We start from the raw sequence: 13,893 nt of genomic DNA, 5'->3' as shown, positions 1-13,893 counted from the left end.
AGCTAAAGCCTTCAAAGCAGCGACAAAAGGCTTTTCTCATCCGGCATCGGCGAAATCGTTACGTTTTTTTTGAAAGCGGTCGGGATGGCTTGCGCCACCGCCTCGCTGAGGCAGAGAAGGCGGATTCCGCTGTGTTTCGGCACGGCCGATTGCAGTTCCGGCGCGCGAAAGAAATCCTCGGCCGTCTGCCGGGAATAGAAGAGGATGGCGTCCGGGTAACCGTTAGCGAAGATCGCATCGATCTCGGCGGGATCGGGGACGACCGGTTGCATACGATAACATTCGGCGACGGAAACATGGATGCCGAGTTCGCGCAATCTTGCTTCAAAAGTCTCGGCGCGCGGGGTGCCGGCGAGGTAGAGCAGCGTGCCCGGTTTCTCCGCCGAGACGAGATCGGCGAGATCGCGGCCGTTGCCCTGGGATGAGGCGACGGATCGGAAACCAAGGCTGCGCGCTTCTTCGGCCGTCGTTTCGCCGACGGCAAAAAGCGGGCGGGCAAGATGCGGACGAAGTTTCTCCCCGAGAGCGGAGAGGACCCTGATGGCCTCGGCGCTGGTCACGGCGATTGCGCTGCTGGTGTTTGCAAGCGCGGCTAGGGCGGCGGCGCTGTCGTGCAGCGGCTGACGCAGCGGCAGCAGCAGGGGCTCGTGGCCCATATCGCGCAAACGTTGTGCGGTTCTCGTCGCCGAATGCGCGGGGCGGGTGACGAGCACACGCATGGCCGCTTCAGTGCCAGTCGTCGAAAAAGGCGCTGCCAGCTCTTGCACGCACGTCCTGGCCGGCGCGGGTGCCGAGTGCTGCCGCATCGCGGCGGTGGCCATCGGTGGTCACCGCATGCTGGCTGCGGCCGTCGGGGGTGATGATGAGGCCGGAGAACCGGATCAGGTCGCCTTCGCAGACGGCATAACCGCCGATCGGCGTGCGGCAGGAACCGTCGAGTGCGGCGAGGAAGGCGCGTTCGCAGGAGACGGTGTCGAAAGTCGGCGCGTCGTTGACCGGCGCCAGCAGATCGTCGACCCTGGCATCGCCGATGCGGCTTTCGATGCAGATCGCTCCCTGCGCCGGCGCCGGCGGGAAGGTGTCGGGATCAAGGATATCGGTCAGTACGTCGACCTTGCCGAGGCGTTTCAGGCCGGCAAGCGCCAGCAGGGTCGCATCCACCTCGCCCTGTTCGAGCTTGCGCAGGCGGGTTTCGACGAGGCCACGGAAGGTAATGACGTTGATGTCAGGCCGCATACGGCGGATCAGCGCCTGGCGGCGGAGCGATGAGGAACCGACGGTTGCGCCATGCGGCAGGTCGATCAGTTTGCGCGCGGTGCGGCCGATGACGGCGTCGCGGATATCTTCACGCGGCAGATAGGCGGAGAGATAAAGCCCCTCGGGCAGCTTCGTCGCCATGTCCTTGGCGGAATGCACGGCGAAATCGAGCTCGCCGGCGGTAAGCTTCTGTTCAAGCTCCTCGGTGAACAGGCCCTTGCCGCCGATCTCGGCCAGCGACCGGTCAGTGATGCGGTCGCCCTTGGTGGTCAGCACGACGATCTCGAACATGTCCTCGGGCAGATGATGCGCCGCCATCAGCCTGTCGCGGGCCTCATGCGCCTGGGCAAGTGCCAGCGGGCTGCCTCGCGTGCCGATCCGGAAAGGTTTTGTTTGCATCCGCTCTATTCCGTTGTTACCGGAGTTCTCGTAAACGGGTTTCCATCCCATCGCAATCAACGAACAGGCTTCATGGTTCCCTTTCTGCGCATCCTTGGCATCGAAACGAGCTGCGATGAGACCGCCGCCGCGGTCGTCGAGCGCGATGCCGAGGGGCGTTCCAACGTGCTGTCGGACGTGGTGCTTTCCCAGCTCGACGAGCATAGCGCCTATGGCGGCGTGGTGCCAGAGATCGCCGCACGCGCCCATGTCGAGGCGCTGGACGAGCTGATCGAGGAGGCGCTGAAGCGCGCCAATGTGTCGCTCAACGATGTCGACGCCATCGCCGCCACGTCGGGGCCGGGGCTGATCGGCGGGTTGCTTGTGGGGTTGATGACCGGCAAGGCGATTGCCAGAGCCGCCGGCAAGCCACTCTATGCGGTCAACCATCTCGAAGGCCATGCGCTGACGGCGCGGCTGACGGATGGGCTTTCCTTTCCCTATCTGATGCTGCTCGTCTCCGGCGGCCATACCCAGCTCATCCTGGTGCGCGGCGTCGGACAGTATGAGCGCTGGGGCACGACGATCGACGATGCGCTGGGCGAAGCCTTCGACAAGACTGCAAAGTTGCTGGGCCTGCCCTATCCCGGCGGACCGGCGGTAGAACGGATGGCGCGGGACGGCAATCCCGATCGGTTCGACTTTCCGCGGCCGCTGGTCGGTGAGGCGAGGCTCGACTTCTCCTTCTCCGGCCTGAAGACAGCGGTGCGGCAGGCGGCGCAGGATATCGCGCCGCTTAGCGATCAGGACGTGGCGGATATCTGCGCCTCGTTCCAGAAGGCAGTTTCGCGGACGCTGAAGGACCGTATCGGCCGTGGCCTGCAGCGGTTCAAGACGGAATTTTCGACGACATTCCCTGCTACTGGCCCTGCTACTGGCGAAAAGCCGGCGCTCGTCGTTGCCGGCGGTGTCGCCGCCAATCTCGAACTGCGCGGCACGCTGCAGGCGCTGTGCGACAAGAACGGCTTCCGCTTTGTCGCGCCGCCGCTGCACCTCTGCACCGACAACGCCGTGATGATCGCCTGGGCAGGACTGGAACGGATGGCGACCGGTGCCGCGCCGGATACGCTCGACGTACAACCACGTTCGCGCTGGCCGCTCGATTCCAATGCGGAAACGCTGATCGGCTTCGGAAAACGAGGGGCCAAGGCATGAGCGAAAACATCGCCGTCGTCGGATCGGGGGCTTTCGGCACGGCGCTTGCCGCTGTCATCGCGCTTGCCGGCCGCAGCACCGTGACACTCGTCGGGCGCGATCCGTCCCTGATTGCCGATCTGAAGACCGAACGGCTGCATGATGCGGTGCTGCCCGGCATTCTCCTGCCCGATACGCTGGAATTTTCCGCCGAGGCGGATGCGATCACTGGTGCCTCCATCGTGCTTTTTGCAATGCCGTCGCAGGCGCAGGCCGATGCGGCGCGACAATACGGACCTTATCTTTCCAAGGATGCTGTGGTCGTTACCTGTGCCAAGGGTATCGAACGGGCGACCGGCAACCTTTTGACCGACATGCTGGAACGGGAACTGCCGGACCATCCCGTCGCCGTGCTCTCCGGCCCGGGTTTTGCCGCCGATATCGCCAAAGGCCTGCCGACGGCGATGGCGATTGCCGCAGCCGACATGGAAATCGCGGAGCGGCTCGCTCAGGCGATTTCCGGGCGGACCTTCCGGCTTTACGCTTCCAACGACCGGATCGGCGTGCAGCTCGGCGGCGCGCTGAAGAATGTGCTGGCGATCGCCTGCGGCATCGTCGAAGGCCGTGGCATCGGCGATTCCGCGCGTGCGGCGCTGATTGCACGCGGTCTTGCCGAGATGTCGCGTTTCGTCGTCGCCAAGGGCGGGCAGGCGGATACGGTGCGCGGACTTTCCGGCCTCGGCGATCTGGTGCTGACGGCAACGAGCCATCAATCGCGAAACCTGCGCTTCGGCATCGCGCTCGGGCGCGGCGAAAAGACCGATCCCCTGCAGGGTGCGCTGGTGGAAGGCGCGTTTGCAGCCTCCGTCGCCTCGCGGCTTGCGGCGGAGTTGAAGGTCAGCATGCCGATCACCGATGCCATTTCCGCCATCATCGACGGCAAGCTCGATATATCAGAGGCGATAGAGCAGCTGATGACGCGTCCGATCACCACCGAATAGGAGATAGACATGCTTTTCGCCCTTCTCTGCAAGGACAAACCGGGACACCTGAACGTGCGCATGGATACGCGTCCGACGCATATCGAGCATCTGAACAAGCTGAATGCCGAGGGAACGCTGAAGATCGCCGGCCCATTTCTCGATGACGACGGCAAGCCCTGCGGCAGCCTGATCATCGTCGAAGCGGAATCGAAAGAGGCGGCGCGTGCGCTTGCCGATGCCGATCCCTATGCCAAGGCCGGGCTATTCGAAAGCGTCGAGGTGAAGGCCTACAACTGGGTCTTCAACAAACCGGAGGCGTGAGCATGGCGCACTGGCTCTATAAATCCGAACCTGCCTCCTGGTCCTGGGAGCAGCAGAAGGCTGCCGGCGAAAAGGGCACAGAATGGACCGGCGTCCGCAACTATCTGGCGCGCAACAACATGCGGGCGATGCAGATCGGCGACAAAGGGTTCTTCTATCATTCCAATGACGGGCTGGAGATCGTCGGCATCGTCGAAGTCTGCGCCCTGTCGCATCCCGATTCTTCCGCCAAGGGCGATCCGAAGTGGGATTGCGTCGATATCCGCGCCGTCATGGACGTGCCGAAGTCGGTGACGCTGAAGGATGTCAAGGCGAGCGAGAAGCTCGCCAAGATGGCGCTCGTCACCTCGATGCGGCTTTCGGTGCAGCCGGTGACCGAGGAAGAATATCTCGAAGTCTGCCGGATGGGTGGACTGGACAATCCGCCGCGTTGAAGACTGATCCACAAGCCTTCATCCGCGCCAATACCAGCCTGATGCCGCCGCCGCATGTGCCGGAGATTTCGCTCTATCTGGCAAGCGAGGCGCATGAGCTCTGGTTGAAGACGGAGGAGGAGCTGGAGGCGATCGGCCTGCCGCCGCCCTTCTGGGCTTTTGCCTGGGCAGGCGGGCAGGGACTGGCGCGCTACGTTCTCGATCATCCCGAGACCGTGCGCGGCAAGCGGGTGCTGGATTTCGCCAGCGGTTCCGGCCTTGTCGGCATTGCGGCTGTGATGGCCGGTGCCCGGGAGGTCATGGCTAGCGATATCGATCCCTGGGCGGAGACGGCAGTCCGGCTGAATGCCGAGGCCAATCACGTTTCACTCGGATTTACCGGCGCCGATCTGATCGGGCAGGCGGTCGATGCGGATGTCGTGCTTGCCGGCGACGTCTTCTACGACCGCGCTTTCGCCGATGCGCTCGTTCCCTGGCTCGCGAAGCTGGCAGCTGATGGCAAATGGGTGCTGGTCGGAGACCCCGGACGCAGTTACCTGCCGCGGGATCGGCTGGAATTCTGCGCGGTTTATGAGGTGCCGGTAACGCGGGCGCTGGAGGACAGCGAAATCAAGAAGACGACGGTGTGGCGCTTCGCTTCCTAGATCAAAAATGAGAGCCGGATGTCCCAGGCCATTCAGGGGGAACTAAAGCGGCCGTCGCTTCGCCGCCCGCTGCTCAAGCGACTGCTCAAGCCGACCCTCGATATCCAAAATGTTCCCGACGAACTTAACCTGACATCACCGCGCTGGCTTATGACGGGATAGCGTGCATATTCACACGGGCTATCCGCAGAGCGTTGATCAACGGGGGAACTTATGACGATCTACGACGAGCTTCGCAAAGCGCCGTTCAACCTCGACGACGCTGCGATATCCTGGATCCGCGACGTCTATGCCTCGCTCGATCTCGATGACAAGATCGGCCAACTCTTCACCTTGATCATCATCGGGACGGATGAGGAGGATTTCAAACGCATTGCTTCACTAAGGCCGGGCGGCGTAACCCGCTTCTTCACGGCTGACCTCGAGTTCGAGCGGCGGGTCATCTCTGACCTCGTGGCCAAGAGCAAAGTCCCGCCCATCATCAGCGCAGACCTCGAAGGCAGCCGTCATTCCTTCGCTTTCGGCACTCCGGTGCTGGGCCAACTTGGCCTTGCCGCCGTCGACGACGTTCAGGCGACCGAGAAAAGTTCAGAAATCTTGGCGCGCGAGGGCCGCGCGATGGGGGTGCGCTGGTCCTTCACGCCAGTCATCGACATAAATGCCGCGTTCCGATCGCCGATTGTCGGTACGCGCTCATACGGCTCCGATGTCAACAAGATCGAGCGGCACGCGGTTGCCCATGTTCACGGTCTCCAACGAAATGGCGTTGCCGCCACGGCAAAGCACTGGCCGGGCGAGGGATATGACGACCGCGATCAGCACCTCGTTACGACGACCAACCCGCTTTCCATGGACGAGTGGAAGGAAACCTTCGGCCGGCTCTATGGAACGCTGATCACCGAAGGCGTGTTGGCAATCATGAGCGGGCACATTTCCCTTCCGGCCTACATTCGATCGAAGATGCCAGATGCCGGGCTTGAGGCTTTCCGACCGGCCTCGGTTTCCCGATTGCTGAACGTTGATCTTCTCCGAGACGAACTCGGCTTCAATGGCATCATCGTCTCTGACGCGACACCCATGGGAGGGTTGTCCGCCTGGGGCCACCACCTCGATACGCTGCCTGATATCATCGCAAATGGCTGCGACATGATCCTCTTCAGCGATGAACCTGAGGAGGATATGGCGGCGGTCAAGGCTGCCGTCGAAGATGGGCGAATTACGCCGGAACGACTTGAGGAAGCGGTTCTTCGTGTGCTGGCGCTCAAGGCCCATCTCAAACTTTTTCAACCGTCAGACGTCCTCCCCGATGCGGCGGAAGCGCGCCACCTGCTTGCGCATCCAGACAATGTCACTGCATCAAGGGAATACATCGGCCGCTCGCCTACACTTGTGAAGGACGTCAATGGCATCTTTCCGCTCGATCCGGCGAAAACAAAGCGCGTGCTGCTGGTCGATGGCGGCATCATTCATCCGCTCATGCCGCAGCCACTGGAATTCTTGCTACCCGCGCTGTTGCGGAAGGAAGGTTTCGAAGTCACGATCGACCGACCGGACATCGTGCCGACCCCCGACGACTTCGACCTCGTCCTCTACGCGCTAGGCGACGAGTCGCTGCTCGTACGAGGCCGGATATTCGTCGACTGGCATAGGATGGGTGGTGGGGGCCTTTTCAAGGCCATGTACCGACCTTGGACGAATATTCCCTCCGTAATGATCTCCTTTGGGCATCCCTATCACCTTTACGACGCGCCGCGCGTACCGGCCTATATCAATGCGTACTCCACCATGGACAGCGTCCAGGAAGCCGTCGTTGATTGTATGCTCGGTCGCAAGCCCTTCCTCGGCACCAACCCGGTAGACCCTTTCTGTGGCCTTGAAGATGCGCGCTATTGAAGTCGTTGGGAGCAGAGGCTGCCAGCCTATTGGAACGGGGCAACAGGCGCGTCCGTCATTTGCGATCGCCCGAACCAAGAGACGTCAGCCGGCGATCAAAGCGGCTTCATACACCATCGTCGCGGCGGCAAGATCAGCCAACGCCGTTCCGAGTGCCTTGTAGAGAGTGATCTCGTCGTTGGACGTCGGCGCAGGACTATCCCTGCGACACAGCTCGTCAAGTGTCGCTCGCACCGTATCCGTGGGAATGACGCCGCCTCGACGGAAATATAACCGTCGGCACAGCACCGCCTTGTTCGACAAGGGTATCACAGCGTCATTGCGCATCACCACCTCTATATGGGCGCAGAATGCTGAGAGGCGGACGAGGAGGAATTGGCGGCGAAGCCATGAGCCTCTGTAGAAGAGACATCTTACGCGTTTTGGGCTGCTTCTGCGACGGAGGCAGTTCTTGCGCCGCTCTTTTCGCAAGTTCGAAGTCAAAATCAAAAGACATTTCGGGCCTCGTCTACTATTTGGAAATCTCGAAGAAAATCTCGTAGACCAGAATGCAGGAAACGTGCCAACCGCGGCGTTAGGCGGTTGGCACGCCGGCGTCAACCCTGTCGCCTCGCGCTGTCGCGCCTAGAGCATGATGCCGAAAAGTGTGAGCGGTGTTCGGACGACATCATGCTCTAACTATTTAATTTAGAATAGGATTCAGATTTTAGGCCGACCCGGCCTAGAATCCTGCTCTAGGATACGGCCTCAAATCGAATGGATTGCGCGCCTTCCCACAGCGTGAGGCGCCCTATTTCGGCGAGTTGGTCGAGATTGGATGTGATTGTGATGAAATGATTGCCAGCCAGTTGGCCCATTTTCGATGAAAAATCGACGCCTCCGTAGGCAAGCAGGATTTCCGTTTCGCTAATGCCTCCCGGGTAAAGGATGATATGACCGGGGGCCGGATGGCTTGTATGGTTCTCATAACCGACGCCGAAATCATGGTCGCCAAGCGGGATCCAAACGCCCTCGCCAGACCAGCGAACGTGCACGATTTTACCATCGAACGGCATCTGCTTGATGAATGCTTCACAGGTTTTGGGCGCTCTGGCAGTTTCCAGGACAGCGTCGAAGATGAATGGCCCTGCTGTAATTTTCAGTTTCATGATGTCGCTCTTGTTAGATTTGACTGCTTGTTGATTTGTCTCGCCACGGCTTTCCGATATTGCCCGTGGCCCTTGGTACCCACCAGGACGCCGTTTTCGACGACAGGCTTTCCGGCGACAATTGTCGTTATCGGCCAGCCGGTGATCTCGATCCCCTCGTAAAGCGAATAGTCTGCGCCATCATGCAGTTCCGCATGACGGATGGTCCGTTCGATGGCTGGATCCCAGATCGCGATGTCCGCATCCGCCCCTCGCCACCGTGCCGTTCTGGATGATGAGATCGTAGTTGCTCACAAGCCTAACCTTCAGTGTTGCAGGATTTTGCCAAGGAAAGCTTCTGTTCGTGGGTTGTGTTTTCCCGCGAAAAACTCCTCGCTCGGACGATCCTCGACGATCTCGCCCTGATCGATGAAAATCACGCGTGTCGCCACCCGGCGGGCAAATCCCATCTCATGGGTGACGACCATCATCGTCATGCCGTCCTTTGCCAGTCCGGTCATGACGTCGAGCACTTCGGAAATCATCTCTGGATCAAGCGCGGACGTCGGCTCGTCGAAGAGCATGGCGAGCGGATCCATCGCGAGCGCCCGCGCGATCGCCACACGCTGCTGCTGCCCGCCGGAGAGTTGGCTTGGATATTTTTTCGCGTGGTCCGTCAGCCCGACGCGATCAAGAAGCGCCATGGCCTTCGCATGGGCTGCCGTTTCGCTGCGGCCAATGACAATCTTCTGCGCCAGCATGATATTGTCGATGATCGTCAGATGTGGAAACAATTCGAAATTCTGGAAGACCATGCCTACCCGTGTGCGAAGGTTCGGCAGGTCGGTCTTCGGGTCACCAACTTCGATACCATGCACCCGGATCGAACCTTCCTGAAACAGCTCGAGCCCGTTGACGCATTTGATCAATGTCGATTTGCCCGACCCCGAGGGGCCGCAGACAACCACGACCTCACCGCGCTCGACGTTCACCGAGCAGTTCTTAAGGACAGCGAACTGACCATAATATTTGGTAACGCCAGTGATCTCAATCATGCCCGGCCTTTCTGGAAACGCGCGATGGAAAAGGGTTGCAAGGCTCTATCGGTCTCGCGACCGAGAACGAGCCGAGATGTCAACTGGCCGACGATCGGGCCGAGCGTATAGCCGTTTGAAGTGACGGCGTTGAAGAAGCCGGGCATTGACGGGTGTTCGCCGAGGATCGGCGCACCGTCGATGTTGATGTTCATCGCCGCCCAGCTTCGGATGACGTGAAGTTTGCGCAGAGCGGGAACGACGTGCTGGGCAACCCAAAGGTTCCCCTCAAGGCTCGACAGTAGCGGGCGTGGATGTTGATGGACGGGATCGAGGCCTGCGGTCCAGCCGCCGCCGATGATGAAGTTCCCGTTTGCCGCCTGCTTGAGTGTCAAATGGCGGTCGGCATGGGCGACGAGACACGAGATCAAAGGTGCTGCGGCCTCGGTAACTACCATCTGCAGCGGAGCTCCAAATACCGGCACATGGACACCGAGCATCGCGCCGATCCTTGAAGCGAAGGCACCGGCTGCATTGACGATCCGTTTTGCCCGCACTATGCCCCTCGATGTCTTGACCTCGAACCCGTCGTCCGAGGTCCTTATTCCGGTGACCTCGCAATTTTCGAAGACTTGAGCGCCGTCTCGCCGTGCGGCCTCCAATATATATTGCGTAGCGACGAGAGGATTGATCTTGCCCTCCTGGGAGCAGTAGGCAGCGCCGACGAAGTGAGAAGACAGAGCAGGCTCCAGGGAGCGCAGTTCCTCTTGCCCGATCAAACGGCAATCGATCCCGGCCGCGCACTCCACCCCGACCTTTTCCGACAGAAAACGCATGTGGTCATCGGTTTCGGCCACCATGAGGCCGCCTGTGACCTTCATCTCGAAATCCTGTCCAAGCTCGCTTTGCAGCGCGGCCCAAAGAGCGATTGAATCGCGCTGGAGGGGAAGTGTTTGTGCGGCCGCTCCGCCGCCACCTTCGGCACGGGCACCGTGGTCGAAGGAAAGCAGCTGGGCGTGAAGGCTTCCTGCATTCCCTCCAGACGCCAGCGAGTTCGCAAAAGCGCGCTCCACCACCACAACGTCTTCGCCTTCCCTGGCAAGGAAGAGCGCCGCCGAAAGGCCTGCAATGCCTGCGCCGATTACCAGCGTCGACGTTTCCGTCACCGGCAAAGCTTGAGGATTCGCCACTGGGGGTTTTTCCGGCAAAAGTGCGCGCTTGTGGCCGCCCCATTCCGGCTTTTCGACCGCAAGCGCCGCCAGCGGAATAGGTCGAAGTGGCATTTGCGGAGCCAGAAAACCGCTCGTTTCGCCAGCGAGGTGCCGTTCTTTCGCGACGTCAGCGATCGCTTTGCCGCAGTAGCGGCTCTGACACCGCCCCATGCCTGCACGCGACAGGCGCTTTAATGTCGAAACGTCCTGCGCACTATCTGCGCTGAGCGTCCTCAAGACACCGTAAGTCACGCCCTCGCAACGGCAGATCAATGCATCATCTGGCAGAATTGCCGTCTTTGTCTTTGCATCGTCCTTCGGCGCAAAGACCTGCCAAAGGGCTTCTTGAAACCGTCTATGGCGGGCAAGCCGTTTCATTGGGCTTTCGTCGGTTTGGACAAGGAGGCCCAATTTTCGAGCAATCGCCGCGGCGGCGATCTGCCCTTCTGCCATCGCAACATGCGCGCCGCCGAAACGCGCCGCTTCACCGACAATATGCACGTTCGCAAGCGTTGTCTGACCGTCGAGATCTCGCACTGCCCGCAGATCGCCGCCAACGACCTCATGGCCGCATCCGAGTAGCCGCGACAGCTCATTGGAGGATGTGAAATTGCCGCCGATAAGGACCGTGTCAGCATCGAGATTGGTCTCACCGCCTGGTCCGGCGAACGTGACGCTCTCCACACGCTGCGAACCGTTGATCGAGGTGAGTACGCTATTCCAGCCTATCTTGACGCCCGCGGACCTGAGCGTCGATATCTGGTGCAATCCGTGACGGGCGAGAGCGGGATCCGTTGTCAGAAGGCTGAGGGCGGCCACAGGCCGAGACCAGGGTGGCGGTGCTGCTTCCAGCAAAGCGACTATGGAGGCTCCTGCCTTTCGAAGCTCATTTGCGACCTGCATATTCAAAGGACCATTTCCGGCAATAACGATCCTTCGGCCGGGCACAGTTCCGTAGCTCCTCAGCAACGTCTGGGCGGCCCCTGTTGTCATCGCACCAGGAAGTGTCCAACCCCTCACCGGCGTTGGGCGTTCGTAGGCCCCCGTCGCGATGATGAGTATTTTCGGCTTGCAGTAAAACGCATGGCCGGACCCATAGCAGGCGATAATAAGCGAACCGTCGTCGTCACGTGCGGCACCCCACACCACTGTAGCACTTAGAAATGTCACGCCGTGGTCGTGCACTTCCCCTATAAGCGCTGCGCCGGATAAAGCCTGCTCGTCTCCACTCAATTGCTCGGCGGCGCTCCGTGTCGAGGGTTGTTTGAAATACTGCCCGCCGGCAGACGGCCGTTCATCAATGACGGTCACCTTGGCGCCGGCCGCAGCAAGGAGCTGCGCTGCGGCAAGCCCCGCGGGCCCTGCTCCGACAATGAGAACGTCCATCGTCCTTGTCGTCAAGGAATGCGGCACACTGCAGAGATCGGCAATCTGGCCAGTGGCGAGGTCGGGCCGCGCAGCAGGACGCAGAACCTGCATGTCATCGTCGACAATGGTCATGCAGGCCCGCTGGCTGACTTTTCCGTCGATCGTCACGAGACAATCGTGACAGACACCCATTCCGCAGAAGAGGCCACGGCCCTCGCCTTTGATGCCTCGGGAAAATTCATGCCGCCCCGTCGCCACGATGGCGGCGGCAACAGACATGCCTTTTTCGGCAGATATCTGCAGACCGTCGACCGAGAGCCTGACCCGTGCATCGTCGGGCCTCAAGCTCTGGTTTATGGAAGCGACGGGCATCATGGAATTCCTCAGGCGCCGAACGTCAGACCGAAATCGGCCACCAGCTTCTTCATGGCGGCATCCTGCGCGGGCGGCAACGGCAGGCGCGGCGGACGCGGCAGGCCTGCGCCAAATCCCATGTGGGTCAGCAGTGACTTCGTTCCTGCGACATAGGCCTGGCCCCCGACCGCCTGAATGACGGGCAGCCATTTGAGGTAGAGCTCTCTTGCCTCATCGAACTTTTTCTCATTTGCGACAAGTTCGAAGATCCGCGCCATCGGTCCTGGCGCAACATTTGAAGCCACTGCCACCCAGCCCTGCGCACCCATAACGAAAGACTCGAACCCGAGAATACCCCCGAACACAGTCATATCGTCGCCAGCCAGCCGGATGATATCGCGCACGCGCGTCACTTCGAGGGTGGACTCCTTGATATAGTCGCAGCCGTCGATTTCGGCGATGCGCTTGACCAGCTCCGGCGTCAGGTCGACGTTTGCGGTCGCGGGATTGTTGTAGACCATAATCGGGATGGCCACGGCAGACGCAATGCTCTTGTAGTGGTGAACGAGTTCGTCATCCGTTGGGGTGGAATAGAACGGCGGAATGATCATGACACCGTCAGCTCCCATTGCCTCGGCCTTGACGCTAAGGCGAATGGACTCCCGCGTATCTTCCGCTCCCGTGCCGATCAGAACAGGCACCCGTCCCGCGACAGTTTCGATGACGGTCCTCGCCACACTATCGCGCTCTTCCTCGCTGAGCGATAGAAACTCACCCGTCGATCCAAGAGGGATCAGGCCATGGATACCTTCCTTGACCTGCCAGTCGGTAAAGGCAGCCAGCCCCTTCAGATCGACCGCGCCGCTGGGATCCAAGGGAGTAATCATCACGGTGTAGACACCGCGGAACGTCTTCTGCATTTGAAAATCCTGGTTCTAGCGCTTCTCGTTAATGGAAAGCCGAGATCCGGCTTGACCGAGACGCTTTTCGATATGGCTCTGGAAGAAGTCCCAGAGTGTTGTGAGGAGGAGGTAATAGATCGCCGCGACAGCAAACAGTTCGAGCACCATGAACCGCTCCTGGATGAGAACCTGGGTCCGGCGAAGGAGTTCTTCGACCGAGATGACGGAGGTGACAGAGGTCGTTTTCAAGAGACCGTTCACCGAATTGCCGAGAGGCGGAACGATAACTTTGAAGGCTTGCGGCATCACGATGTAGCGCATGATCTGGCGCTCCGTCATGCCGAGCGCGCGCGCTGCCCTGGTCTGGCCTTCCGGCACGGCTTCGATACCGGCACGAATGATCTCCGCGAGATAAGCCGCCTCGTTGAGAGCCAATCCGAGCAACGCCGCCTCTATGACGGTGAACTTGATGCCGAACAGTGGAAGCGCGGTGTAGATCGCAATCAACTGTACAAGAAGCGGCGTGCCGCGGAAAAGCCAGATATACGCCTTGGCAATGTAGTATGGCACCCGCCGCGACGATCGCCGCATCAATGCAAGGGCAAAACCAAGAATTAGCCCCGCAACCAACGAGACGACGGTGAGCCAAACGGTCGTGAACACCCCGCCAAGTATAAAGGGGTTGAACAGATAACCGAAAAAGCCAGACCAGTTCCAAAGCGACATGAAGACGACTTTCTGCAAGAGGTTTGGCGCGACGTGGTCGCGCCCCGCCTCATCTCTAAACGATCTT

At 60.5% G+C, this 13,893-nt stretch carries 13 protein-coding genes and 2 pseudogenes; 6 read left to right on the top strand and 9 right to left on the bottom strand.

Annotation, left to right across the window (positions count from 1 at the left end):
• Positions 1–11: 11 nt before the first annotated feature.
• Together CUJ84_RS21015 and hemC are read right to left on the bottom strand one after the other, a co-directional pair.
• Complete coding sequence (locus CUJ84_RS21015; protein ID WP_105007608.1) at positions 12–719, bottom strand: uroporphyrinogen-III synthase; 708 nt, start codon at positions 717–719, stop codon at positions 12–14.
• A gap of 7 nt (positions 720–726) precedes the next feature.
• A complete protein-coding gene (gene hemC, locus CUJ84_RS21010) occupies positions 727–1,656 on the bottom strand; it encodes a hydroxymethylbilane synthase (protein WP_062941297.1) in 930 nt (309 codons plus the stop codon).
• A 72-nt stretch (positions 1,657–1,728) separates the two neighbouring features.
• On the opposite strand from hemC, the gene tsaD reads away from it, so the two are divergent.
• From tsaD to CUJ84_RS20980, 6 genes are all read left to right on the top strand, one after another.
• Positions 1,729–2,850 (top strand): tRNA (adenosine(37)-N6)-threonylcarbamoyltransferase complex transferase subunit TsaD, encoded by a 1,122-nt coding sequence (gene tsaD / locus CUJ84_RS21005; protein WP_105007607.1) that lies wholly within the window; start codon positions 1,729–1,731, stop codon positions 2,848–2,850.
• The gene (locus tag CUJ84_RS21000) at positions 2,847–3,830 is read left to right on the top strand and encodes an NAD(P)H-dependent glycerol-3-phosphate dehydrogenase (protein WP_105007606.1); all 984 of its coding nucleotides are present in this window, start codon (positions 2,847–2,849) and stop codon (positions 3,828–3,830) included. The genes tsaD and CUJ84_RS21000 overlap by 4 nt, the downstream gene beginning before the upstream one ends.
• Positions 3,831–3,839: 9 nt before the next feature.
• Entirely contained in the window at positions 3,840–4,133 is a 294-nt protein-coding gene (locus CUJ84_RS20995; RefSeq protein ID WP_011653856.1) for a YciI-like protein, read from the top strand.
• A gap of 2 nt (positions 4,134–4,135) precedes the next feature.
• A complete protein-coding gene (locus CUJ84_RS20990) occupies positions 4,136–4,567 on the top strand; it encodes an EVE domain-containing protein (RefSeq protein WP_105007605.1) in 432 nt (143 codons plus the stop codon).
• Positions 4,564–5,211 (top strand): class I SAM-dependent methyltransferase, encoded by a 648-nt coding sequence (locus CUJ84_RS20985; RefSeq protein ID WP_105007604.1) that lies wholly within the window; start codon positions 4,564–4,566, stop codon positions 5,209–5,211. The genes CUJ84_RS20990 and CUJ84_RS20985 overlap by 4 nt, the downstream gene beginning before the upstream one ends.
• Before the next feature lie 213 nt (positions 5,212–5,424).
• Positions 5,425–7,104 (top strand): glycoside hydrolase family 3 protein, encoded by a 1,680-nt coding sequence (locus CUJ84_RS20980; RefSeq protein ID WP_105007603.1) that lies wholly within the window; start codon positions 5,425–5,427, stop codon positions 7,102–7,104.
• Between the two features lie 84 nt (positions 7,105–7,188).
• Here the strand turns inward: CUJ84_RS20980 and CUJ84_RS20975 are convergent.
• From CUJ84_RS20975 to CUJ84_RS20945, 7 genes and pseudogenes are all read right to left on the bottom strand, one after another.
• Positions 7,189–7,365: pseudogene (locus CUJ84_RS20975) on the bottom strand (ornithine cyclodeaminase family protein); the annotation flags it as partial.
• A 473-nt stretch (positions 7,366–7,838) separates the two neighbouring features.
• Positions 7,839–8,252: a DUF3830 family protein gene (locus CUJ84_RS20970; protein WP_018072093.1), complete on the bottom strand. Its 414-nt coding sequence runs from the start codon at positions 8,250–8,252 to the stop codon at positions 7,839–7,841.
• Positions 8,249–8,537 (bottom strand): annotated as a pseudogene (locus CUJ84_RS38815) (dihydropyrimidinase); the annotation flags it as partial. The pseudogene CUJ84_RS38815 and the gene CUJ84_RS20970, both read right to left, overlap by 4 nt.
• Positions 8,538–8,557: 20 nt before the next feature.
• Positions 8,558–9,286, bottom strand: a complete 729-nt coding sequence (locus CUJ84_RS20960) for an amino acid ABC transporter ATP-binding protein (RefSeq protein ID WP_105007602.1) — start codon at positions 9,284–9,286, stop codon at positions 8,558–8,560.
• A complete protein-coding gene (locus tag CUJ84_RS20955; RefSeq protein WP_432444874.1) occupies positions 9,283–12,216 on the bottom strand; it encodes an FAD-dependent oxidoreductase in 2,934 nt (977 codons plus the stop codon). Before CUJ84_RS20955 ends, CUJ84_RS20960 begins: the two co-directional genes overlap by 4 nt.
• A gap of 11 nt (positions 12,217–12,227) precedes the next feature.
• Positions 12,228–13,118 (bottom strand): 4-hydroxy-tetrahydrodipicolinate synthase, encoded by an 891-nt coding sequence (gene dapA, locus CUJ84_RS20950; protein WP_105007601.1) that lies wholly within the window; start codon positions 13,116–13,118, stop codon positions 12,228–12,230.
• 15 nt (positions 13,119–13,133) lie between these two features.
• Positions 13,134–13,826: an amino acid ABC transporter permease gene (locus tag CUJ84_RS20945; RefSeq protein ID WP_026265491.1), complete on the bottom strand. Its 693-nt coding sequence runs from the start codon at positions 13,824–13,826 to the stop codon at positions 13,134–13,136.
• Between the last annotated feature and the right edge of the window lie 67 nt (positions 13,827–13,893).

This window comes from Rhizobium leguminosarum (assembly GCF_002953715.1).
Classification (GTDB): Bacteria; Pseudomonadota; Alphaproteobacteria; order Rhizobiales; family Rhizobiaceae; genus Rhizobium; species Rhizobium leguminosarum_V.
The sequence above is the reverse complement of the archived record's forward strand: the minus strand, read 5'-3'. Positions and strand labels throughout refer to the sequence as shown.

What these genes read in the sequence shown, in the direction of transcription:
- CUJ84_RS21000 (WP_105007606.1), top strand. Translation starts at nt 2,847, where the DNA reads ATGAGCGAAAACATCGCCGTCGTCGGATCGGGGGCTTTCGGCACGGCG.
- CUJ84_RS20945 (WP_026265491.1), bottom strand. Translation starts at nt 13,826, where the DNA reads ATGTCGCTTTGGAACTGGTCTGGCTTTTTCGGTTATCTGTTCAACCCC.
- CUJ84_RS20960 (WP_105007602.1), bottom strand. Translation starts at nt 9,286, where the DNA reads ATGATTGAGATCACTGGCGTTACCAAATATTATGGTCAGTTCGCTGTC.
- tsaD (WP_105007607.1), top strand. Translation starts at nt 1,729, where the DNA reads ATGGTTCCCTTTCTGCGCATCCTTGGCATCGAAACGAGCTGCGATGAG.
- CUJ84_RS20980 (WP_105007603.1), top strand. Translation starts at nt 5,425, where the DNA reads ATGACGATCTACGACGAGCTTCGCAAAGCGCCGTTCAACCTCGACGAC.
- CUJ84_RS21015 (WP_105007608.1), bottom strand. Translation starts at nt 719, where the DNA reads ATGCGTGTGCTCGTCACCCGCCCCGCGCATTCGGCGACGAGAACCGCA.
- CUJ84_RS20955 (WP_432444874.1), bottom strand. Translation starts at nt 12,216, where the DNA reads ATGCCCGTCGCTTCCATAAACCAGAGCTTGAGGCCCGACGATGCACGG.
- dapA (WP_105007601.1), bottom strand. Translation starts at nt 13,118, where the DNA reads ATGCAGAAGACGTTCCGCGGTGTCTACACCGTGATGATTACTCCCTTG.
- CUJ84_RS20995 (WP_011653856.1), top strand. Translation starts at nt 3,840, where the DNA reads ATGCTTTTCGCCCTTCTCTGCAAGGACAAACCGGGACACCTGAACGTG.
- hemC (WP_062941297.1), bottom strand. Translation starts at nt 1,656, where the DNA reads ATGCAAACAAAACCTTTCCGGATCGGCACGCGAGGCAGCCCGCTGGCA.
- CUJ84_RS20970 (WP_018072093.1), bottom strand. Translation starts at nt 8,252, where the DNA reads ATGAAACTGAAAATTACAGCAGGGCCATTCATCTTCGACGCTGTCCTG.
- CUJ84_RS20990 (WP_105007605.1), top strand. Translation starts at nt 4,136, where the DNA reads ATGGCGCACTGGCTCTATAAATCCGAACCTGCCTCCTGGTCCTGGGAG.